The sequence below is a fragment of the Rahnella sp. ChDrAdgB13 genome, from assembly GCF_017655185.1.
Taxonomy (GTDB): domain Bacteria; phylum Pseudomonadota; class Gammaproteobacteria; order Enterobacterales; family Enterobacteriaceae; genus Rahnella; species Rahnella contaminans.
In genome coordinates this window covers 25,030-46,115 of sequence record NZ_JAEMGT010000104.1, presented here as the reverse complement: position 1 = coordinate 46,115, position 21,086 = coordinate 25,030, and the positions used below count along the sequence as shown (strand labels likewise).

Below are 21,086 nucleotides of genomic sequence, written 5' to 3'. Positions count from 1 at the left end.
TCCTTTAAATAAGGGCAAAATTACAACCAGACTTCGCCGTTCTCGTAGCGCAATGCCGGTTCAGCGTCCTGCACCAGCCAGATCGGGCCATCCAGATCGACACGTTCGGCCTGAACCGCCACCGGCAGCGCGGCTTCCATGGCAATAGAAGAACCGAGCATGCACCCGACCATAATCCGCAACCCCAGACGGCGGGCTTCTTCGGTCATCGCCAGCGCTTCGGTCAGCCCGCCGCACTTATCGAGTTTGATGTTGATCATCTCGTAACGGTCGCGCAGACCGGCGATATCCGAAAGTTCGTGACAGCTTTCGTCGGCGCAGACAGGAATGGGATGCAAACAACGCACCAGATCTTTGTCATTGCCTGCCGGAAGCGGTTGTTCAATCATCGCCACGTTAAATTCGTGCAGTGCCTGAAACAGGCTGCCGAGATCTAAACCCTGCCAAGCTTCGTTGGCATCCACGACCAGCGTCGCCAGCGGTGCTGCGGCGCGGATAGCCGCCACTTTCTCGATAATCTGCTCACGATCGAGTTTGATTTTCAGCAACTGCGCGCCACCGGCCACGGCAATCCCGGCCGCTTTCGCCATGTTTTCCAGAGAATCCAGGCTCAGCGTTTCTGCCGTAATCACCGAAACAGGCTTCGGCATATCAAGCAGTTGCCACAAGGTTTTGCCCTGTTTTGCCGCATCCAGACGCCACATTGCACAGTCGAGGGCATTGCGCGCCGAGCCGATCGGCATCACTTCCTGCAACGCTTCACGGGTCAGCCCCTCTTCAACCCGCGGACGGATCAAATCCAGCTGTTCGCAAACGCTTTGCGGGGATTCCTGATAATGCGCGGTGGGCGTGCATTCGCCGGTTGCGGTAAATTCACCGTCCGTCAGGGTCACACGTACTACCGTCACCGCGGTGCGGGTGCCGCGTGAAATCGCAAAAGGCTTAGCCAGCGGCAGTTCGGCTGACAGGAAAGTCATCTGAGTCATCAGCCGTTATCCCTGATCCATTGCGCGATGTTTTTGATGCCGAAACGCACCGGATCGGTCGCCGGAACGCCGAATTCTTCACTGATTTCGGCCAGCGCGATTTTGGCTTCTTCTTCACTCACGGCAGACGTGTTCAGCGAGAAACCGGCAATTCTGACGTCCGGGCTGGTGAGGCTGGCCGCCGCCAGATTGGTGTCCAGGCACTGGCGCAGCGTCGGCATAAACTGATGCGGCAGATGGCGCATGTGCGGGCGGCCAAGTTCATGACACATCACCAGCAAATGCGCCTGCGCGCCGTGGATCAGGCCCATGCTGACGCCGGCAAATGACGGATGATAAAGCGAACCCTGCCCTTCAATGATGTCCCAGTGATCGTCGTCATTGGCGGGTGCCAGCGCTTCAACCGCACCGGAAATAAAGTCAGCAATCACAGCATCAATCGCAATACCCGCACCGGCCACCAGCACGCCGGTCTGGCCGGTTGCGCGGAAATCGGCTTTCAAATCCAGTTCACGCATGGCAGATTCGAGCGCCAGCGAGGTATACATTTTGCCGACGGAACAGTCCGTGCCGACGGTCAGAATACGTTTACCGCTGCGCTTCTTACCGGTACCGGTATCCAGCTCAGGCTGCATATGGCGAACATCGAACAGCTGCACGTTATGCTCAGCGGCCAGTTCCACCAGCTCAGGAATATCGTTCAGCCCCTGATGCAAACCGTTCGCCACGTTCAGCCCGGCGCGGATCGCCGTTTTAATGGAATCAATCCAGTGCGCCGGTAATTTACCGCCCGAATTCGCCGTACCCAGCACCATGGTTTTTGCGCCCTGCGCCACCGCTGTGTCGATATCCAGATCCGGCAGCCCGAGGGAGACAGAGTCAGTCGCCAGACGAATTTGCCCGACGCACGCTTCAGGGCGCCAGACGTGTATCCCGCGCGCCGTTTTCGCCGCCAGCGGATCCATCACATCGCCCAGGAATAACAGGTAAGGCTTGGGTATTTGCTGCATGTCAGTTTCTCCGGAAATGAATTTTAGAATGTGTTTTAAGTCAGGCCGGAGGTCACTATTCCACGGGCGACACAACCCGGCGAATACTTGTTTAGCGCTGGGGTATAACCTCAGGCTATAGGGCTCAGTTTATTGAATTTATGGGGTTATTTATGACGTACAGGGAGAGAGGAAAAATAAACTGAGTACGGAGAATTCACGGAAAAACAGCAATAAAAAAAGGCAGAGCCAATGAACTCTGCCTTTGCGATTACCTTTTTCAGACACAGAATGGGGTAATAATTTTGTTCACTAACTTAGAAGCGGTAAGTCAGTGCAACAGCAACGATGTCGTCAGAGCTTACGCCCAGTTTGTTGTTGTCATCGATCTGGTTGATCATGTAGTCAACATAGGTGTACATGTTTTTGTTGAAGTAGTAAGTCGCACCGATTTCGAAGTATTTGACCAGGTCAGCATCGCCCACGCCTTCAACATCTTTCGCTTTAGACTGAACGTAACCGATTGACGGACGCAGACCGTTTTCGAACTGGTACTGTGCAACTAACTCATAACCCTGAGTTTTGTTTGCATAGCCGGCAGTGCCGTTAACAGTGATCGGCGCCTGGTTGCGGGTTTCGTTATACATTGCTGCCAGGTAAACCTGGTTTGCATCGTATTTCAGGCCAGTCGCCCATGCAGAAGCTTTATCGCCGCCACCGATTTGAGAGTTAGTCTGGCCATTGGTACGGTCAGAAGAAGAACCTGCGATAACAGCACCGATACCGGAACCTGCGATATCTTCATAATCGATAGATGCGCCATAACCGTCGCCGTTGCCTTTGTTGTTAGCACGGCCATCGTTTTCGTTCTTCGCCTGATATTGCAGGGCCACGTTCAGGCCAGTCACCAGACCGAAGAAGTCCTGGTTACGGTAAGTTGCGAGGCTGTTAGCACGGCCAACCATGAAGTTGTCGGAGTTAGCAGTATCACCACCAAACTCTGGCAGCATATCGGTGAAGCCCAGTGCGTCATAAACCACACCGTAGTTACGGCCGAAGTCGATAGAACCGAAATCTTTAACTTTCAGACCTGCAAAGCCCAGACGGGTTTTAGTACCGGTCGTGCCCTGGCTTTCAGCATGGTTAGCCTGAACGTTATATTCCCACTGGCCATAACCGGTCAGTGTGTCATTAATTTGTGTTTCGCCTTTAAAGCCCAGACGAACATAAGTCATGTCGCCATCAGAACCAGCGTCATCAGAGAAATAATGCTTAGCGGTTACGCGACCGTAAAGGTCCAGTTTATTACCATCTTTGTTATAGATTTCGGTTGCGTTTGCGGTAGTTCCCACTGCAATTAAAGAGACCGCTAAGGCCAACACACTGCGCTTCATCATTATTTAAGATTCCTTGATTTTTTATAAAGGATTTCTCATGCCCGCTTTATTTAAATATCTGAATATCGGGCTCTGAGTATTTGTACATGTTTTTAAATGCGTCTGTCTGTAAAACGATTTGAACCTTAACACTGAGCACAAAAAGTTAAAATGGAAAAGTTCGCCACACTAAGTCTTTTTTGAGTAAAGATATGTAACTAAATATTTCTATTATAAGTCTCTAACCCCCTGATTATATGCGGTTTTCGCATAACATTTTGCACCATTATGGTGCTACGCCTTATTTTGGTGCATTTAAGGTTTACTTTTGTAAAGCAGTTGCAAGCGGGATCACCTTTCTCAAAAGGTTTTTTACTGTTAACAATCGTTAATGAATTCACAATAGGAAAATGAGTAGTGCATTTAAATAGTGCATAGCATGGTAATTATTTTGTTGATAAGTTCATTAGCAAATAAATAGAAAATGCGACCATAAGATTTTTGTACTACGCAATTTCATCTGCATTCTAACTTTTAATAAATGACCTGAGAGAAATAAAGCCAAATTGAATCTAAAAATAATTTCGCGGGTGATTGAATTGAACAAAAATGTGTATTCCTTCGTGACCGTATTGTGCTTTTTTTATTCAAAACGGGCTTTGTAAATTGTGATTACTGTTTTGCTGCGAAGGGAAGTCGTCTCAAGGGAGGAGGAATTTGCAGGTTTGTACAACAAAGGATGAGTAATACCTCTTTGCCCCCTCCTCTCTATAAAGGAGGGGGCCGCTAATTAACGGAACTGCGCGGCGTGAAGTTGTGCATAGCGCCCCCGGAGGGACAGCAGAGATTCGTGTGTGCCCTGCTCGACGATGCCTTCTTTGTCGACCACGATAATGCGGTCGGCATTCTGGATCGTCGCCAGGCGGTGCGCGATGACCAGCGTGGTTCGCCCTTCGGAAAGCTCGGCCAGCGATTGCTGAATGGCCTGTTCAGTTGCGGTATCCAGCGCAGAGGTCGCTTCATCCAGGATCAGGATCGGCGGATTCTTGAGGAAGATGCGGGCAATGGAAAGCCGCTGTTTCTGGCCGCCTGACAGTTTAACACCCCGCTCACCGATCACCGTGTCCATCCCCAGCGGCAGCGCGTCAATCACATCATCAAGGCGCGCACGGCTGGCGGCCAGACGGATTTCTTCTTCGCTGGCATCCAGCTTGCCATAAGCAATATTCTCACGGATTGTGCCGCCAAACAGGAAGACGTCCTGCTGCACAATGCCGATGTTGTGGCGCAGCGAGGTTTGCGTCATATCACGGATGTCGATGCCATCGATCGTGATGCTGCCGCTGTCAATTTCATAGAAACGAGGGAGCAGCGAGCACAGCGTGGTTTTCCCTGCACCGGACGGCCCGACAAACGCCAGCGTTTCACCGGCATTAATCGACAGCGTGATCCCGTTCAGAATTTTGCTGGCAGGCGTATAACCGAACACCACATTGTCATAATGAATGTCGCCGCGCAGATGGCTGACGACCTGCGCGTCCGGACGATCAACGATATCCGGCGCCGTATCGATCAGCTGCGTGAAGCGTTTAAAACCGGCAATGCCTTTCGGATAGCTTTCCAGAACCGAGCTGATTTTCGCCACCGGGCGGAAGAACACTTCCACCAGCAGCAGGAAACCCACGAAACCGCCGTAAGTCAGCTGGTCATTGATCACGTACCAGGTGCCCGCGACCATCACGATCAGCTGGACCAGACGCGTACTCAGATAACTCAGCGTCAGGCTGGCAGTCATGATCTGATAGGCTTTCAGCTTCGTCGTCCGGTATTTATCGTTGTCATGCGCGAACAGTTTTTGCTCATGTTCTTCGTTGGCGAAGGCTTTCACCACGCGGATACCGCCGATGCTTTCTTCTATACGGGCGTTGAAATTCCCCACCTGCCCGAACAGCCGCCGCCAGGTTTCTGTCATTTGCGCCCCGTAACGGCTGACCATCCAGGTCATCGCGGGCACAATAATGATGGTCATCAGCGCCAGTTGCATATGCACGGTAGCCATCAGAATAAAGGCACCAATGAAAGTCATCACCGCAATAAACACGTCTTCCGGCCCGTGGTGCGCGACTTCCCCGACCTCTTCCAGATCTTTGGTCACATGCGTAATGATATGGCCGGTTTTGGTATTGTCGTAATAACGGAAAGAGAGTTTCTGTAAATGGCTGAAAGCCTGGCGGCGCATGTCAGTTTCAATCCCGACGCCCAGCGCGTGGCCCCAGTAGTTCACAATCGCCATCAGCGCGGTGTTAAACAGGTAGATCAGCAACAAGCCGACTGTCGCGCCGATGATCAGCACCCAATCATGAGCAGGCAGAAGCTTATCAATGAAAGTTTTGATCGCCATCGGAAAACCCAGTTCCAGCAATCCGGCGAGGATTGCGCATCCGAAGTCGAGGAAGAACAGTTTTTTATAAGGCGCGTAATAAGAGAAAAAACGGCGGAGCATCATGCATCCTCTAATTAAGATTACCAGCCTGTAAAGGCGAAGCGACCAGTCTAGATGAAAATTGTTATCAATCAGAGAATTTTATGTGCCTGCGTGTGAGACGCGTTCCAGGCAAACCGGCATTCTCTTTTGATCTGGTTACAAAAATCGGGGATACTGTTTAAATACACAGTAAACAATCATTGCGAAAGAATAAGGGCACGTCATGGGAGAATTTACCGGTTTCACGCAGTCTGGCCTGAACTTCCTGCAGGCGCTTCGCCAGAACAACAATAAAGAGTGGTTTGACGAAAATCGTGATATTTATCAGGAACATCTTCTCGAACCGATGCGCAAGCTGGTCGAAGATTTGAGTCAGGATATGGTCATCATTGATGATTTGTTTGAAACGCGTCCGGCGATTGGCAAAACCATTTCCAGAATGCACCGCGATACGCGTTTCTCTCACGATAAGTCAGTCTACCGCTGCAATTTGTGGCTGACCTTCAAGCGTTCCCGCAAAAACTGGACCGATGCGCCGGTGTACTTCTTTGAATTCGGTCAGGACTGGTGGCGTTACGGGTTGGGTTATTACAGCGCGTCAAAAACCACGATGGACCTTTTCCGCCAGCAGCTTCTGAAAAAGCCCGCAGAGTTTCTGGAAATGGCGAAATGCATCGAGCCGAATTTCACCATCGAAGGCGACAGTTATAAACGCCCGCTGATTAAAGATCAGGATCCGGCGCTGGCGGCCTGGTACAACAAAAAATCCTTTGCGCTGATGAGTTCCCATAGGGATATGGAGCCGGTGTTGAGCAGTGAACTGGTGGGGATTTTAAGGGCTGATTTTCTGCGCATAGCGCCGTTGTATCAGATGCTGATCGGGATCGAGGGAATGAAGAGGAATCAACTGCCCTTGGGGGAAGAGTGATGTTCATGGGCTCGCCGCCCAAACGGGCCCAACGGAGTGAGAACGTTTCAGTTTTTCACTTGCGGTGAAGGCTTAATCGGGATCGAGAAAATTTCGGTTTCTCACGAGCGGCGATCACATGGCTTTGCGCGCCGAAACCGACCAGAGGCTTATTTAAATTCAAAATCAGGCTGGCCTTAATCTTTTAGAAAAGGCAATCTGGCGCGCTCAGAAATTTTTGCTGACCGAGGGTTCGAGTCCGCAAGGCTCGAAGCCCGCAGGGAAGGCACCGCGCAGCGGCAAGATTTCGCGCCACATGCCGGAATAACAGAACACGTCCGTCGACCTGGCGATAGCACACAGTTAAAAAAGCGCAGAGTCCAGAGACCCGCGCGTTAACGGGTCTTTGGTCGGTGTGGGCCGACGCCGACGCCCACGACCTTGAAGTTGAAGTTGAAGTTGAAGTTGAAGTTGAAGTTGAATTTAACGCCCAACTCCCCCGGTTACCTCAACCGCCATCCGAACATATATCTCCCGCAATTTCGCGGTAATATCCCCCGGTTTCCCATCTCCGATCGCCTTCCCGTTCAGGCTCACCACCGGCCAGATAAAGGTGGTGGCCGAACTGATGAAAATCTCCCGCGCAGACTGCGCCTCTTCCAGCGTGAACGGACGTTCTTCGAATCGCAGATCGTTTTGTTTCGCCAGTTCGAGCAGCGCCTGACGCGTGATCCCGTGCAGGATATGGGTGCTCAGCGGACGGGTGATGAGCGTGCCCCCGGCATCGACGATCCAGGCATTGCTGGAACTGGCTTCGGTGATCAGACCGTTTTCGACCAGCAGCGCGTCGTCCGCATCGTGTTTATGCGCGTACTCTTTGGCGAGGCACGGAGCTAACAAACCGACGGTTTTAATGTCGCGACGCTGCCAGCGGATGTCATCCACGGAAACCATACGGATGCCGGTTTGGGATTTCGGGTGATGAATCAGCGGACGGGCCTGCGTGAACATCAGGAAAGTCGGGCTGACAGTTTCGCCGGGAAAATCAAAGTCACGGTCGCCGCTGTTGCCACGGCTTATTTGCAGATAAACCGCCCCTTCGCGCAAATTATTTTCGGCGATAAGCCGGTTTTGCAGGATTTCGATTTCTTCTGGTGCGCAAGGTAGCCGCAGATCCAGCGCCTGACACGAACGCGCCAGCCGGGCGAGATGCGCGGCGTTATCCAGCAACCGGCCGTTCAGGACGGCGCTCACTTCATACACCGCATCCGCAAATAAGAAACCGCGATCAAAGACAGACACCTTCGCATCCTGCTCGGCAACAAACTCCCCGTTGAGGTATACCGTTCTGGTCATGTTATTTTTCCTGGCCAAATTGAAATAGGATTTTTATTAGCTTACCTGAGTCACAGGAATAAACTGCGTGAAAACTGAGCAGGCGATGTTGACGTAACGCAGGTTTCTGGTGTCCGGCGCATAAAAAAAGCGCTCCGTTGAGCGCTTTTCAGAAAGTCACCCGAAGGTGTCACATTTCGCCTTTCTTCTTTTTATTGCGGATCACAAGCCAGCTGATCAGCGCCATCACCACACCAATAAAGATGAACCAGATGCCAAGCATCAGCTGCGGTGCCATTTCACCCGGCGGGGTTTCAGGGCTGCCCACAATCAGGCCGTGAAGCGTGGCGACAACGCCGATTACCAGTAAAATCAGGCTGTTGCGTAATAAACGACGGGCGACAGTCATAGGTTGTCTTGGAGTGGCCATCAGTGCGTCCTTGAGCAAAAAAATAATGATAAGGGCGCATAATAGCGCCCCTGATTTTTATGTCAAAACAGACTGCTCACAACTTCAGCCGGTTTTCAGCGGCGGTTGCGAACCAGCTGGTAGCGACGGGTAAGATATTCCACCGGCGCGCTCCAGATATGCACCAGACGGCAGAACGGGAACAGCAGGAATAAGGTCATCCCAAGCACCAGATGCACGCGGAAGATTAACGCCACGCCATCCAGATAGGTTGCCGCACCGCCGTGGAAAGTCACCACAGACTGCGCCCAGCCGACCAGTTTCATCATTTCGCTGCCGTCCATATGCTGCGCAGAGAACGGAATAGTACTCAACCCCAGGGCACACTGGATAACCAGCAGCGCGATAATCATGATGTCACCAAAGCTGGACGTGGCACGCACGCGCTCGTTGCTCAGACGACGCCACAGCAACATACCGCCACCGACCAGCGTCATCACCCCGCAGGCACCCCCGGCAATCATCGCCATTTGCTGTTTTACCGGCACCGGCAGGAAGGATTCGTACATCCAGTGCGGCGTCAGCATCCCGAAGGCATGACCGGCGATAATACCGAGAATACCGACGTGGAACAGCGGCGAAGCGATGCGCAGGATCTTTTTCTCAAGGATCTGACTGGAACCGGCGCGCCAGCTGTACTGGCCGTAGTCGTAACGCAGCCAGCTGCCGACCAGAAACACCGTGCCGCACAGGTACGGGTAAATATTGAAAAAGAAGTTGTTGAGGAAGTCGGTCATTTGCGTGGTTCCCCCGCAGGCATTTCATCAAGGTTCAGATACTGTGGTGCAACCGCACCGGCAAAGCGTTTCTGATGCGCGGCTTCTTCACCCGACGCACAACTTTGCTCACCGAGGAATTTGATTTGTTCCTCTTCCCAGACCGCGTCCAGCGCAGCCGGTGTGTCATCACGGGCTTCCTGTTTGATCCCTTCGCGCACGGTTTCGGTGGCGATATCACTGCCGGACAGCGCCAGCAGCAAATCAAACAGTTCGGCGTAATGGCTGTCGCGTTCCTGCAAACGGGCACTGAGCAAGGCCAGAATAGGCGCGATATCCCGCAACCCTTCGCGCGCCTGAGCTTCATCACGCGTGGTGAGGTATTCCAGATACAGCGGCAGGTAATCCGGCAGCTCGCGGCTGTCGATTTCCAGCCCGGCTTCACGGTATTGCTCCATCAGATCGACCATGGCCTGCCCGCGGTCACGGGATTCGCCGTGAACGTGTTCAAACAACAGCAGCGATGTCGCGCGGCCACGGTCAAACAAACCGGTGTACGCCGACTGCGCGTCGAGTAAATCTTTCTGGCAGAAATCCGTGATGTACAGCGCCAGATCCAGGCGCTGCTCTGAGTTCAGTTCTGCTGACTGTGTGACCGCCTCGAGAAGCTCCATCTTATGGTTCCAGAGATCTTCAGACGGATAATCGAGCAGCAGGCCGATGATGCGTAAACTGTTCATTAGCCTTTCCTTTCTGTTTTCGCGCCGATGTCGATGGCATCAATGCGTTTGCTGTTGAACAGGTTGAATTTGGTATCGCTGCCGTGACAACCGTCTCCGAAGCTGAAACCACAGCCTTTGGCTTCCGGAAACGCTTCCCGGGCCTGTTCACGGTGGCTGGAAGGCACCACGAAACGGTCTTCGTAGTTGGCAATCGCCAGATAGCGGTACATTTCTTCGGCCTGCGCCGCAGACAACCCGACCTGTTCCAGCGCGCTGGTGTCCGTTACGCCTTCCACCGTTTCAGCACGTTTGAAGTGACGCATCGCCAGCATACGTTTCAGCGCACGCAGCACCGGCGCGGTGTCGCCCGCGGTCAGCAGGTTCGCCAGATATTGCACCGGAATGCGCAGGCTCTCGACATCCGGCAACACGCCGCTGTGCGGCAAAGCACCGGCGTCGGCTGCGGACTGAATCGGAGACAGCGGCGGCACGTACCAGACCATTGGCAGCGTGCGGTATTCAGGATGCAGCGGCAGCGCCAGCTTCCATTCAATCGCCATTTTGTAAACCGGCGACTGACGCGCAGCGTCCATCACAGAAAGCGGAATGCCGTCCTTTTCAGCCTGCGCGATCACTTCCGGGTCGTTCGGATCGAGGAAGATGCTCATCTGGCTTTCGTACAAGTCTTTATCGTTTTCGACTGATGCCGCTTCGGCGATACGGTCGGCGTCATACAACACCACGCCGAGATAGCGGATACGACCCACGCAGGTTTCGGAACAGACCGTTGGCTGGCCGGCTTCGATGCGCGGATAGCAGAAAATACATTTTTCTGACTTGCCGCTTTTCCAGTTGAAGTAGATTTTCTTGTACGGACAACCGGTCAGGCACATACGCCAGCCGCGGCATTTGTCTTGGTCGATCAGTACGATGCCGTCTTCGCCGCGTTTATAAATCGCACCGCTCGGACAGGTCGCCACACACGCCGGATTCAGGCAGTGTTCGCACAGACGCGGCAGGTATGCCATGAAAGTGTTTTCAAACTCGCCGTACATCTCTTTTTGCATATTGGCGAAGTTCTGATCGGCAGAACGTTTGCTGAACTCCGTGCCCAGATCGTCTTCCCAGTTCGGGCCACCGGTAATTTTCTTCATGCACTTGCCGGTCAGCAGCGAGCGCGGACGGGCTACCGGCTGATGTTTGCCGTCTTTCGCGGTGTGCAGATGCTGATAATCAAAATCAAACGGTTCGTAGTAATCATCGATTTCCGGCATGTGCGGGTTAGCGAAGATTTTATGCAGCAGATTGGCTTTGTTACCCATGCGCGGCTGCAGTTTGCCGTTGATTTTGCGGATCCAGCCGCCCTTCCATTTTTCCTGATTTTCCCAGTCGTGCGGATAACCCAGACCCGGTTTGGTTTCCACGTTATTGAACCACGCGTATTCCATCCCTTCGCGGCTGGTCCAGACGTTTTTACAGGTCACGGAACAGGTGTGGCAGCCAATGCATTTGTCGAGATTCAGCACCATGCCGACTTGTGAACGAATTTTCATTTGGCTTTCTCCTGTGACGCCACGCCCTGCACGTAGTCGTTACCTTCATCATCTAACCAGTCGATGCGGTTCATTTTGCGGACAATCACGAACTCATCACGGTTAGAACCGACGGTGCCGTAATAGTTGAAACCGTAAGACAGCTGCGCGTAACCGCCGATCATGTGGGTCGGTTTCGGGCAAACGCGGGTCACCGAGTTGTGAATACCGCCGCGCTGCTGGCTGATTTCTGAGCCCGGAATATTCACGATGCGTTCCTGCGCGTGATACATCATGGTCATCCCCGCCGGTACGCGCTGGCTGACCACCGCACGGGCGCTCAGCGAGCCGTTGGCGTTGAAGGCTTCGATCCAGTCGTTATCTTCGATGCCCAGTTTTGTGGCATCGTCTTCACTGAGCCAGACAATCGGACCGCCGCGGCCTAAGGTCAGCATCAGCAGGTTGTCGCTGTAGGTGGAGTGAATGCCCCATTTCTGGTGTGGCGTCAGGAAGTTCAGCGCCATCTCCGGGTTGCCGTTTGGCTTCGCATTCAGCAACGGCTGCGCCGCGCGGGTGTCGATTGGCGGACGGTACACCAGCAGGCTTTCACCGAAAGCACGCATCCACGCGTGATCCTGATAAAGCTGCTGACGGCCAGACAGCGTGCGCCACGGGATCAGCTCATGCACGTTGGTGTAACAGGCGTTGTAAGAAACGTGTTCGTCTTCCAGACCTGACCACGTCGGGCTGGAGATGATTTTGCGCGGTTGCGCCTGAATATCGCGGAAACGGATTTTCTCGTCTTCTTTATTGAGCGCCAGATGCGTATGGTCGCGGCCGGTATTTTCACTCAGCGCCGCCCAGGCTTTCACCGCCACCTGACCGTTGGTTTCCGGTGCCAGCGTCAGGATGACTTCCGCCGCATCAATCGCGGAGTTGATCATCGGCTGGCCTTTGGCGGTGCCATCCGGCTTGGTGTAGTTCAGCTTTTTCAGTAAATCGACTTCGCTGTCAGTGTTCCAGCTGATGCCTTTACCGCCGTTTCCGAGTTTTTCCAGCAATGGCCCGACTGAGGTGAAACGTTCATAGGTATTCGGATAATCACGTTCAACGGTCATCAGATGCGGCGCGGTGCGTCCCGGGATCAGGTCGCATTCGCCCTTTTTCCAGTCTTCCACGCCCAGCGGCTGCGCCAGTTCGGCGGCAGAATCGTGCTGGATTGGCAACGTCACCACATCGGTTTCCACGCCAAGATGCCCGACGCAAACCCGTGAGAATTCTCTGGCAATGCCTTTGTAGATTTCCCAGTCGCTTTTCGAATCCCACGCCGGATCCACAGCGGCAGACAGCGGATGAATAAACGGATGCATATCCGAGGTATTCATGTCGTCTTTTTCATACCAGGTCGCGGTCGGCAGAACGATGTCGGAATACAGACAGGTGCTGGACATACGGAAATCAAGCGTCACCACCAGATCCAGTTTGCCTTCACCGCCCTGCGCCTGCCATTCGACTTCTTCCGGCATCACGCCGCCCTGAATGCCCAAATCTTCTCCCTGAATACCGTGTTCGGTGCCCAGCAGATATTTCAGCATGTACTCGTGGCCTTTGCCGGAAGAACCCAGCAGGTTGGAGCGCCAGACGAACAGGTTACGCGGGAAGTTCTGCGGGTTGTCCGGTTGTTCCGCGGCGAAACGCACGCTGCCGTCTTTCAGGGCTGCGACGGTGAAATCTGCCGGAGACTGACCGGCGGCTTTCGCCTGTTCCGCGATGTGCAGCGGGTTAACGTTGAGCTGCGGCGCAGACGGCAACCAGCCCATACGTTCGGCGCGCACATTGAAATCAATCATGCTGCCGGTGAATTTGGATTTATCCGCCAGCGGGGATAACAGTTCCTGCGGCGCGACGGTTTCATAACGCCACTGGCTGGAATGGTTATAGAAGAACGAGGTGCTGTTCATGTGGCGTGGCGGACGCTGCCAGTCAAGGCCAAACGCCAGCGGCTGCCAGCCGGTTTGCGGGCGCAGTTTTTCCTGTCCGACGTAGTGAGCCCAGCCACCACCGCTCTGCCCCACACAGCCGCAGAAGATCAGCATGTTGATCAGGCCGCGATAGTTCATGTCGAGGTGATACCAGTGGTTCATCCCGGCGCCGACGATGATCATCGAACGGCCATGCGTTTTGTTGGCGTTATCAGCAAATTCGTTAGCAATACGCACGATGTTCTGCTGCGAAACGCCGGTGATTTTCTCGGCCCAGGCTGGCGTATAGGCTCTGATTTCGTCAAAGCTTTGCGCGCAGTTTTGATCATTCAGGCCGCGTTCAATGCCGTAGTTCGCCAGCGTCAGGTCGTAAACACTGGCGACCAGACCGGTGCTGCCGTCGGCCAGTTGCAGGCGTTTCACCGGCAGTTTGTGCATCAGGATTTCATCCAGCGCCACGCTGTTGAAATGCTCGCTGACTGCGCCGCCGAAGTACGGATAACCGACGTTCACAACTTCATCGTGATTATCAAGCAGGCTAAGTTGCAGACTGACGTCTTTATGATCTTTCCCTTCGCGGGACTCCAGATTCCACTGGCCCTTTTCGCCCCAGCGGTAACCGATGGAACCTAACGGAGACACCAGCTCGCCAGTGTTTTCGTCAAAGGCGATGGTTTTCCACTGCGGGTTATTTTCCTGACCGAGGTTGTCCACCAGATCAGACGCACGCAGCATTCGGCCTGCGGCATACGAACCGTCTTCACGCGGTTCAAGCATCACCAGCATCGGCATATCGGTGTAACGACGCACGTAGTCGGTGAAGTACTGGCTCGGATTATCGATATGGAAGGATTTGAGGATCACATGGCCCATTGCCAGCGCCAGCGCGCTGTCGGTGCCTTGTTTCGGTGCCAGCCACTGGTCGCAAATCTTGGCGATTTCGGCGTAATCCGGCGTTATGGCGACCGTTTTGGTGCCTTTGTAGCGCACTTCGGTAAAGAAATGGGCGTCCGGCGTACGGGTCTGCGGAACGTTCGAACCCCAGGCGATAATATAAGAAGAGTTGTACCAGTCGGCCGATTCCGGCACGTCGGTCTGCTCACCCCAGGTTTGCGGAGAAGCCGGTGGCAAATCGCAATACCAGTCGTAAAAACTCAGACACACGCCGCCAATCAGCGACAGATAGCGTGCGCCGGACGCGTAAGACACCATCGACATCGCCGGAATGGGCGAGAAACCGATAATACGGTCTGGCCCGAAAGTCTTGGCGGTATAAACGTTAGAGGCCGCAATCAGCTCATTGACTTCCTGCCAGCTCGAACGGACAAAACCGCCGCGCCCACGTGCGGCTTTATATTCTTTGGCTTTCTCCGGCTGATTAATAATCGAACCCCAGGCATCGACCGGATCGCTGTGCTTCAGTTTGGCTTCACGCCATAACTGGATCAGCTTTTTGCGCATCAGCGGATATTTCAGGCGGTTTGCGCTGTAGAGATACCAGGAATAACTGGCACCACGCGGGCAACCGCGCGGCTCGTGGTTCGGCAAATCCGGACGGGTGCGCGGATAGTCTGTCTGCTGGGTTTCCCAGGTAACCAGACCGTTTTTGACGTAAATCTTCCAGCTGCATGAACCGGTGCAGTTAACACCGTGCGTGGAACGGACCACTTTGTCGTGCTGCCAGCGGCTGCGGTAGCCGTCTTCCCAGTCACGATTGGTATTCAGCGTCTGGCCATGGCCGTCAGCGAAAGGTTCAGCTAGCTGTTTGAAATAGCGAAACCGGTCAAGAAACTTGCTCATCCGGGACTCTCCTGTGCAAAGGCCTGAGGCGCTTTGTCATTATGTGAATGGCGGGGAATACAACTTCATTGCTCACGTTGGCCTCAGGGTATGCACCCCACACGCGCGCCTACTTGATTGCGATCAACGCCTTCGCGTCATGTATTTATTTACATAACGCCAGATACCCCCAAAGAGGTATAAAATTCATTGCATATAACCTTATAATTAATAAAGAATAATTTCATAAGGAGAACAAAAATGAGAGGAGGAAGCCCTCAGGAGGAAAATTGGGGGTAAGGGAGTCTGAATGTGACAGTATTGTGAAATCACGCAGGAGGATATTGTATTTACGCCGATGTCTGGCGTAATGGAGCGACCCGTTTTGGCTACCAGAAACCCTTAATGCAGACAGAAAAACCCGCCGTTCTTAATTTCAACGATGAAGTCACCGGAATGATTTACGGCTTCGTTTTTCGCCCACATCGCCCCGCTGAACGCGTTTCCTCGCAGCAGGTTCAGGAAGCGTATCAGCAGATCTGCCACGATCAGGGATTCGTCTGGATCCACGTTAATCTTAATCACGCCATGTCCGAAAAATGGCTGAAGAAGCATTTCGGCGTCGGCGAGGTTTTCTTTGAAGAAATCCGTGAAGGTTCGCGCAGTACGCGCATCGAAAGGCTCGATGACACGTTACTGGCGGTGCTCAACGACGTCATTTTTCGCCCGGATGAAGCCAGTGATGAAGTCTCGACGCTGTGGCTGAGTTGTCATCAGCAACTGGTGGTTACCGCGCGCCACAAACCGGTGCGGCTGATCGAGCAGTTATTCAAACGCCTGGAGCATCTGAACATCACCACGCCGACGGCGCTGCTGGTGCATCTGCTGCAAGAACAGGAGGATTTGCTTGAGCAGATTGTCCGTCGCGCCAATCAGTACGTGGACACCATCGAAGAGCGCCTGCTGAGCCATCACGTCAAAAAGAACCGCGCCAATCTGGGGCGTTTACGCCGGATGCTTTTGCGTTTCCAGCGTTTACTCGCCCCGGAACCGACGGCGCTTTTCCGCCTGCTCAATCGCCCTCCGGCCTGGATTGCGCCAGGCGTGGTGCAGGATTTACGCCAGTTTGCCGAAGAGTTTTCCGTTGTGCTCAATGACCTGATTGCGCTGACCGAACGTATCCGCCTGCTTCAGGAAGAGATCACTTCGCGCCAGATGGAGCAAAGCAACCGCACGCTGTACGTGCTGACCGTCATTACCGTGCTGGCGTTGCCCATCAACATTGTGGCGGGCTTTTTCGGCATGAACGTGGGAGGAATTCCGCTCGCCGGCAATCACCACGGTTTTATCCTGCTGGTGGTGATTGTCGGGTTATTCACCCTTCTGGCGGGCTGGTACGCGTTTAAACGCCGCGACGACGGCTAGTGGATGGCGCGGTTACAGAAAGTCTTTGGCTTTACTGAGCAAAGCCGCTTTGGTAATCACGCCCAGCAAACGGCGTGATTCGGCGTTTTCCAGCACCGGCAGGCGTTCGAGCGGGGAATTGCTGAACATTGCCCAGGCCTGTTCGTAGCTGGCGTGCTGAAAGAGTGTGGTAAATTCCTGTTCGATAAACGGGTCAATCGCGCTGCCGGCTTTCAGGCTGCCGTCAATAATCCCGCTGGCAACCACGTTGGTCGGCACCACCCCGAGAAAGCGTTCCTCCCTGTCCACCACGTACACATACCGCGTGCGCTGTTTCAGCCCTTCGCTCACCACTTCCGAAAGCGTGGCGTCAACGTACATTTTTGAGCACGGCGAAATCAGCGAGGCCACCGTGCTGTATTCAAACGCATTTTTTGCGGCAAAGCGCGCATTATGCCGGGTGAGTACCGGATAAGTTCCGCCGACTTTCAGGCGCGACGCCACCACATACGAAATCGCTGTCGCCAGCATCAGCGGGAATAACAGCGAACTGTTGAGCGTCATTTCAAACGCCATCATGATCGACATCAGCGGCGCATGGCTGGTCGCCGCCAGCAGTGCGCTCATGCCGATGGCGGCATACAGCCCGACCGGACCGGGATCAAACCCCAGCCATTGCAGAAAAGTACACACCAGCGCCCCGCCCGCCGCGCCGATCAGCAGCGAGGGCGTAAACAAACCGCCGACCGCACCGGAACCGATGGTGATCGCCGTGGCAACAATTTTCAGGATCAGCAGCACCAGCAGTGGCGTCTGTAAATTGCCGTTATTGAGTATTAAATCAATCACTTCAAAACCGTTGCCGAGCACCAGCGGCGAGATCATCGCCACCAGCCCGACGCCCAGGCCACCCAGCCCGAGGCGCAGCGCCGGATGCGAAATGGGTTTCATCCACTGACGGACTTTATCGATAGACGAGATGAATAATGGCCCGAGAATGCCCGTCGCCACACCGATAAACAGCACGGTGAAAATCGCCCCCAAAGACGGACTGAAAGAAACAGAGGAATAGAGATAGAGCGGCGCGTAATCCGTCAGTGATCTGACCGTGAGCACCGCAACTGACGCCGAAATAAACAGCGGGATCAGCCGCTGAACGGCAGTCACGCCAAAGGCGATTTCCGCCACAAACAGCGCACCGGCAAACGGCGCATGATAGACCGCCGCCAGCCCGCCCGCCGCGGCCATCGCGATAATATCTGACTGATGAACGCCCTGAAAACGCGAGAACCGCCCGAGCAGACTGCCGCTCAGCGCAGAAAGCTGCACCATCGCGCCTTCCCGCCCGATAGAACCGCCGCTGGCGATACTGGCCAGCGACGACAGCCCGCGCAGCACGGTACTCACCACCGGAATACCCGGTAAACGCTGATCGATAACGTCCAGATAATCCGGCATCTTGCCGTGCCTGCTTTCGTGGCGCAGCGCCCACAGCAAAATGAATCCGGCAATCACGCCGCCCGCCGTGGTGATCACCGGCCAGACTATTCGCGGGTATTCGCTGAACGCTTTGGTGATATCGCTGCCGTCGGTGAACATCAGACCGTTGATGCCGGAAATCGCCCCACGAAACGCAATAGTCACCAGCGCGGCGACGATCCCGGCGGGTATGGCAATCAGCAAATTAATCAGGTCGCTCTTTTGCAGGGATTCAGGATTGAGGGCTTTCAGGCTCATAGGGTCTCAGTGGTCTGAACATTGGCGGGGTAAGAGTATCAATTTACAACGAAACGGTGAAATTTTTGGTTTTCACGCACTTTGCTTTCTGGACGTCAGGATCCAGTACCCGGAGAGTATCTGCCAAAACGTGATGGGATAAACGGACATCCGCTCGACAAGACCGGTAGGCAGAATGCCGGACGAGATTGTCACCATACTAACCAGCCCGGTACAGCCCAGCGCCAGGCTGAAAAGTGAAAATGCCCGCCATCCTGTGCGGCGACGTTTCATCCAGCCCGCCGACAGCAAACACACATTGCCGCCCGCAATCGCCAGCACCGCGCCGGCCTGATGAACCGTCACACCGCCCGTACTGCCACCGCTGTGGAACAGCGCAATCAGCACACCGCCGATAGCATGCAGCAAACCGGATAAGAGAAATACGTTGCGACCCGGACCGCTGAATAACGGGCGTAGCAGCCAGCAGGCTATAAAGAACAGAATGCCTTCGGCCGCGAAACCCGCGTTCATCACGTTATGCAGCGGTGAGCAAATGTCGCGGCCGTCTGGCGTCATGCCACACGAGGCAATACCCAAATCGCTGATGTAATTATGCAGATATGAATAGGAAGGATCCCGCCAGCCCGTGGAACTGATTTTTTCCGCCAGTAAATACAGAATACCGCCGAGGGCGAAGCACACCGCACCGGTTTTTTGCCGAGTAGATTGAGTCTGCATGGAGGTCTTAGTGATGGGATGTGAGGTAATAGTAGGACAAAAAAAGTCGGGCGTGGAGGGATCCAAAGGAGGAAAAGCACTTTCCTCCTTTGGGCAGTTTCGGCCACTGTTGCGGAGTAATCACCGTTCGTGCGAAACCTAAATTTTCACAATACTCAGGAATACGGGTTCATAAAGCCCCTTATTCCTTCGTCACCGTATCCAGATACAACTGGCTGCCCGCCACGTTCTGGCTTGCACCTTTCACGTTATCGCGTATTGCCACCAGCAATTTGCTTTGCAGCGCCACCACAAACGGCGAGTTTTTTTGCAGTTCGCGTTGTAAATCGGCGTACAGCGCTTTACGTTTGGTCGGATCAGATTCCGCCGCGGCTGCGCGCGTTTGTTTACTGATTTCCGGGATCACCCACTGAATGCGTTGCGCCAGCGTTTTCGGGCCGTTTGGCACGTTATAGGCGAAGGTGCTGGCGTTAGTGTTCGGGTCGAGGTAATCCGCGCCCCAGTAAGTGAAGATCGACTGGAATTTGTGCGCGCGCATGCGGGTAAGCACGTCGCTTTCCACCAGCGGATGCACCACTAAATTGATATCCGCTTTAGCGAAACTGGCCTGCAATGCCTGCGCAATATCAGAATACGGTGGCTGGTTGATCACGATTAAATCGATTTTGGTGCCCGGCGCAATCCCGCCTTTGCTCAGAATCGCTTTGGCTTTGGCGACATCGTATTTATAGGGCTGATCGTCAATCGCGCCCGCCAGACCGTCCGGCAGGAAGGTCTGATGAATACCGTACTGGCCTTTCAGCAGGTCGGTAGAAATCCCCTGATAATCGACCAGCCAGCGCGCTGCTTCCCACAGCGCAGGGTTTGCCAGCGCCGGTTGCGTGGTATCGCCAACGTTAAACGCCAGATAGAACACTTTGGCCGCCGGGAATTGCGCAACGTGAACGCCCTTCTCTTTTTGCAGCGAGCTGAACTGGTCAGCCCCCAAATCGTAAGCCACGTCCGCATCGCCGTTCAGCACCAGCAGACGGCGCGTTGACGGGTCGCCCACGTTTTTAAACAGCACATTCTCAATCTTCGCCAGCGGTTTAGCGTTCGGGTTACGTTTGAAAATCAGCGCTTCGTGCGGCACATAGTTACGCACTTCAAACGCGCCGCTGCCCGCAGAGCGTGAACGCAGCCAGCTGTTGCCGAAATCATTCTGATCGACATGCTCTTTCAGCAATTTGCTGTCCACAATCCCGGCGACCGGCGCGGACAGAATGCTCAGCACCAGCCCGCTGCCGATATCGGCCGGCCAGCTAAGCTGCACTTTGTCATCAGCAATTTTTTTCAGATTGCCATCCACGTTATCCGGCGTCCAGCCCAGTTCACCGAGAATAAACGACGGGCTTTTATTGAGTTTCACCACGCGGGTAAACGAATAAATCACATCGTCGGCCGTCACCGGATTGCCGCTGGAAAATTTCTGGCCAGGCTTGAGGGTGAAGATCAGACTGTGCGCGTCCGGCCCCGGCTGCCAGCTGGCAGCGGCGTCCGGGTCGAGCTTATCGGGATGCTGCCGGTCGGATTGCACCAGTTGCTGATAAAGGTTTACCAGATTGCCGGAACTGACGGTTTCAAAACTTTCCGCCGGATCCAGACTGATAATGCCTTCGAGCGAACCTGCGACGACCAGTGTATCTTTTGGCGTCGCCGCATCCACGCGGGTCACGGCCATCATCAGCAGGAATAACAGGGAAGGAACACGTACTTTCATTGAGGTCGATCTCCACAGGTGAAAAGACAGTTTTTCCGAGTGTAGAGGTGCAGCGGCAAGGCCAGAACAATGAAATAAAGCTATGTATTTTAATAAAATAGATTAAGGAATGAAAAAGACTCGCTTTTTATAAAGCCACTATGGCGCACTCAAAATTTTGCTGAACGGAGCGTGCCGGAGACCTGAGG

15 protein-coding genes are annotated in these 21,086 nt (G+C 54.1%); 2 read left to right on the top strand and 13 right to left on the bottom strand.

Annotated elements, in window-relative coordinates; all coding sequences use genetic code 11:
- Nucleotides 1–20 precede the first annotated feature (20 nt).
- The 4 genes from dgcA to J8X26_RS22400 form a co-directional block, all read right to left on the bottom strand.
- The gene (gene dgcA, locus J8X26_RS22415; RefSeq protein ID WP_208952001.1) at nucleotides 21–986 is read right to left on the bottom strand and encodes an N-acetyl-D-Glu racemase DgcA; all 966 of its coding nucleotides are present in this window, start codon (nucleotides 984–986) and stop codon (nucleotides 21–23) included.
- Entirely contained in the window at nucleotides 986–1,996 is a 1,011-nt protein-coding gene (dgcN, locus tag J8X26_RS22410) for an N-acetyltransferase DgcN (protein ID WP_152327022.1), read from the bottom strand. The genes dgcA and dgcN overlap by 1 nt, the downstream gene beginning before the upstream one ends.
- A 296-nt stretch (nucleotides 1,997–2,292) precedes the next feature.
- Nucleotides 2,293–3,372: a porin gene (locus J8X26_RS22405; protein ID WP_152327021.1), complete on the bottom strand. Its 1,080-nt coding sequence runs from the start codon at nucleotides 3,370–3,372 to the stop codon at nucleotides 2,293–2,295.
- 769 nt (nucleotides 3,373–4,141) lie between these two features.
- The gene (locus tag J8X26_RS22400; protein WP_208952010.1) at nucleotides 4,142–5,854 is read right to left on the bottom strand and encodes an ABC transporter ATP-binding protein; all 1,713 of its coding nucleotides are present in this window, start codon (nucleotides 5,852–5,854) and stop codon (nucleotides 4,142–4,144) included.
- Between the two features lie 205 nt (nucleotides 5,855–6,059).
- Here J8X26_RS22400 and J8X26_RS22395 point away from each other — a divergent pair, with 205 nt between their 5' ends.
- A complete protein-coding gene (locus tag J8X26_RS22395) occupies nucleotides 6,060–6,764 on the top strand; it encodes a DUF2461 domain-containing protein (protein ID WP_152327020.1) in 705 nt (234 codons plus the stop codon).
- 462 nt (nucleotides 6,765–7,226) lie between these two features.
- Here J8X26_RS22395 and J8X26_RS22390 read toward each other — a convergent pair whose 3' ends face one another.
- From J8X26_RS22390 to J8X26_RS22365, 6 genes are all read right to left on the bottom strand, one after another.
- Nucleotides 7,227–8,099: a D-amino-acid transaminase gene (locus J8X26_RS22390; protein ID WP_152327019.1), complete on the bottom strand. Its 873-nt coding sequence runs from the start codon at nucleotides 8,097–8,099 to the stop codon at nucleotides 7,227–7,229.
- Between the two features lie 169 nt (nucleotides 8,100–8,268).
- Nucleotides 8,269–8,508 (bottom strand): hypothetical protein, encoded by a 240-nt coding sequence (locus tag J8X26_RS22385; protein ID WP_152327018.1) that lies wholly within the window; start codon nucleotides 8,506–8,508, stop codon nucleotides 8,269–8,271.
- 95 nt (nucleotides 8,509–8,603) lie between these two features.
- Complete coding sequence (narI, locus tag J8X26_RS22380; RefSeq protein ID WP_208952000.1) at nucleotides 8,604–9,284, bottom strand: respiratory nitrate reductase subunit gamma; 681 nt, start codon at nucleotides 9,282–9,284, stop codon at nucleotides 8,604–8,606.
- On the bottom strand, nucleotides 9,281–10,003 hold the full coding sequence (gene narJ, locus J8X26_RS22375; RefSeq protein ID WP_165057839.1) for a nitrate reductase molybdenum cofactor assembly chaperone: 723 nt from the start codon (nucleotides 10,001–10,003) through the stop codon (nucleotides 9,281–9,283). The genes narI and narJ overlap by 4 nt, the downstream gene beginning before the upstream one ends.
- The gene (gene narH, locus J8X26_RS22370) at nucleotides 10,003–11,538 is read right to left on the bottom strand and encodes a nitrate reductase subunit beta (RefSeq protein ID WP_208951999.1); all 1,536 of its coding nucleotides are present in this window, start codon (nucleotides 11,536–11,538) and stop codon (nucleotides 10,003–10,005) included. Before narH ends, narJ begins: the two co-directional genes overlap by 1 nt.
- The gene (locus tag J8X26_RS22365) at nucleotides 11,535–15,299 is read right to left on the bottom strand and encodes a nitrate reductase subunit alpha (RefSeq protein WP_208951998.1); all 3,765 of its coding nucleotides are present in this window, start codon (nucleotides 15,297–15,299) and stop codon (nucleotides 11,535–11,537) included. The genes narH and J8X26_RS22365 overlap by 4 nt, the downstream gene beginning before the upstream one ends.
- A gap of 384 nt (nucleotides 15,300–15,683) precedes the next feature.
- On the opposite strand from J8X26_RS22365, the gene J8X26_RS22360 reads away from it, so the two are divergent.
- Nucleotides 15,684–16,703 (top strand): transporter, encoded by a 1,020-nt coding sequence (locus J8X26_RS22360; protein ID WP_208951997.1) that lies wholly within the window; start codon nucleotides 15,684–15,686, stop codon nucleotides 16,701–16,703.
- A gap of 12 nt (nucleotides 16,704–16,715) precedes the next feature.
- Here J8X26_RS22360 and J8X26_RS22355 read toward each other — a convergent pair whose 3' ends face one another.
- The 3 genes from J8X26_RS22355 to J8X26_RS22345 form a co-directional block, all read right to left on the bottom strand.
- Nucleotides 16,716–18,419: a chloride channel protein gene (locus tag J8X26_RS22355; protein WP_208951996.1), complete on the bottom strand. Its 1,704-nt coding sequence runs from the start codon at nucleotides 18,417–18,419 to the stop codon at nucleotides 16,716–16,718.
- 72 nt (nucleotides 18,420–18,491) lie between these two features.
- Nucleotides 18,492–19,139 (bottom strand): DUF998 domain-containing protein, encoded by a 648-nt coding sequence (locus J8X26_RS22350; RefSeq protein WP_208951995.1) that lies wholly within the window; start codon nucleotides 19,137–19,139, stop codon nucleotides 18,492–18,494.
- A 181-nt stretch (nucleotides 19,140–19,320) separates the two neighbouring features.
- On the bottom strand, nucleotides 19,321–20,898 hold the full coding sequence (locus J8X26_RS22345; RefSeq protein ID WP_208951994.1) for an ABC transporter substrate-binding protein: 1,578 nt from the start codon (nucleotides 20,896–20,898) through the stop codon (nucleotides 19,321–19,323).
- Nucleotides 20,899–21,086 lie beyond the last annotated feature (188 nt).

Bases quoted from the DNA above. Each gene is read 5' to 3' on its own strand.
- J8X26_RS22395 (WP_152327020.1), top strand. From the start codon at position 6,060: ATGGGAGAATTTACCGGTTTCACGCAGTCTGGCCTGAACTTCCTGCAG.
- dgcN (WP_152327022.1), bottom strand. From the start codon at position 1,996: ATGCAGCAAATACCCAAGCCTTACCTGTTATTCCTGGGCGATGTGATG.
- dgcA (WP_208952001.1), bottom strand. From the start codon at position 986: ATGACTCAGATGACTTTCCTGTCAGCCGAACTGCCGCTGGCTAAGCCT.
- J8X26_RS22360 (WP_208951997.1), top strand. From the start codon at position 15,684: ATGCAGACAGAAAAACCCGCCGTTCTTAATTTCAACGATGAAGTCACC.
- J8X26_RS22390 (WP_152327019.1), bottom strand. From the start codon at position 8,099: ATGACCAGAACGGTATACCTCAACGGGGAGTTTGTTGCCGAGCAGGAT.
- J8X26_RS22345 (WP_208951994.1), bottom strand. From the start codon at position 20,898: ATGAAAGTACGTGTTCCTTCCCTGTTATTCCTGCTGATGATGGCCGTG.
- narI (WP_208952000.1), bottom strand. From the start codon at position 9,284: ATGACCGACTTCCTCAACAACTTCTTTTTCAATATTTACCCGTACCTG.
- narJ (WP_165057839.1), bottom strand. From the start codon at position 10,003: ATGAACAGTTTACGCATCATCGGCCTGCTGCTCGATTATCCGTCTGAA.
- J8X26_RS22350 (WP_208951995.1), bottom strand. From the start codon at position 19,139: ATGCAGACTCAATCTACTCGGCAAAAAACCGGTGCGGTGTGCTTCGCC.
- J8X26_RS22405 (WP_152327021.1), bottom strand. From the start codon at position 3,372: ATGATGAAGCGCAGTGTGTTGGCCTTAGCGGTCTCTTTAATTGCAGTG.
- J8X26_RS22355 (WP_208951996.1), bottom strand. From the start codon at position 18,419: ATGAGCCTGAAAGCCCTCAATCCTGAATCCCTGCAAAAGAGCGACCTG.
- J8X26_RS22400 (WP_208952010.1), bottom strand. From the start codon at position 5,854: ATGCTCCGCCGTTTTTTCTCTTATTACGCGCCTTATAAAAAACTGTTC.
- narH (WP_208951999.1), bottom strand. From the start codon at position 11,538: ATGAAAATTCGTTCACAAGTCGGCATGGTGCTGAATCTCGACAAATGC.
- J8X26_RS22365 (WP_208951998.1), bottom strand. From the start codon at position 15,299: ATGAGCAAGTTTCTTGACCGGTTTCGCTATTTCAAACAGCTAGCTGAA.
- J8X26_RS22385 (WP_152327018.1), bottom strand. From the start codon at position 8,508: ATGGCCACTCCAAGACAACCTATGACTGTCGCCCGTCGTTTATTACGC.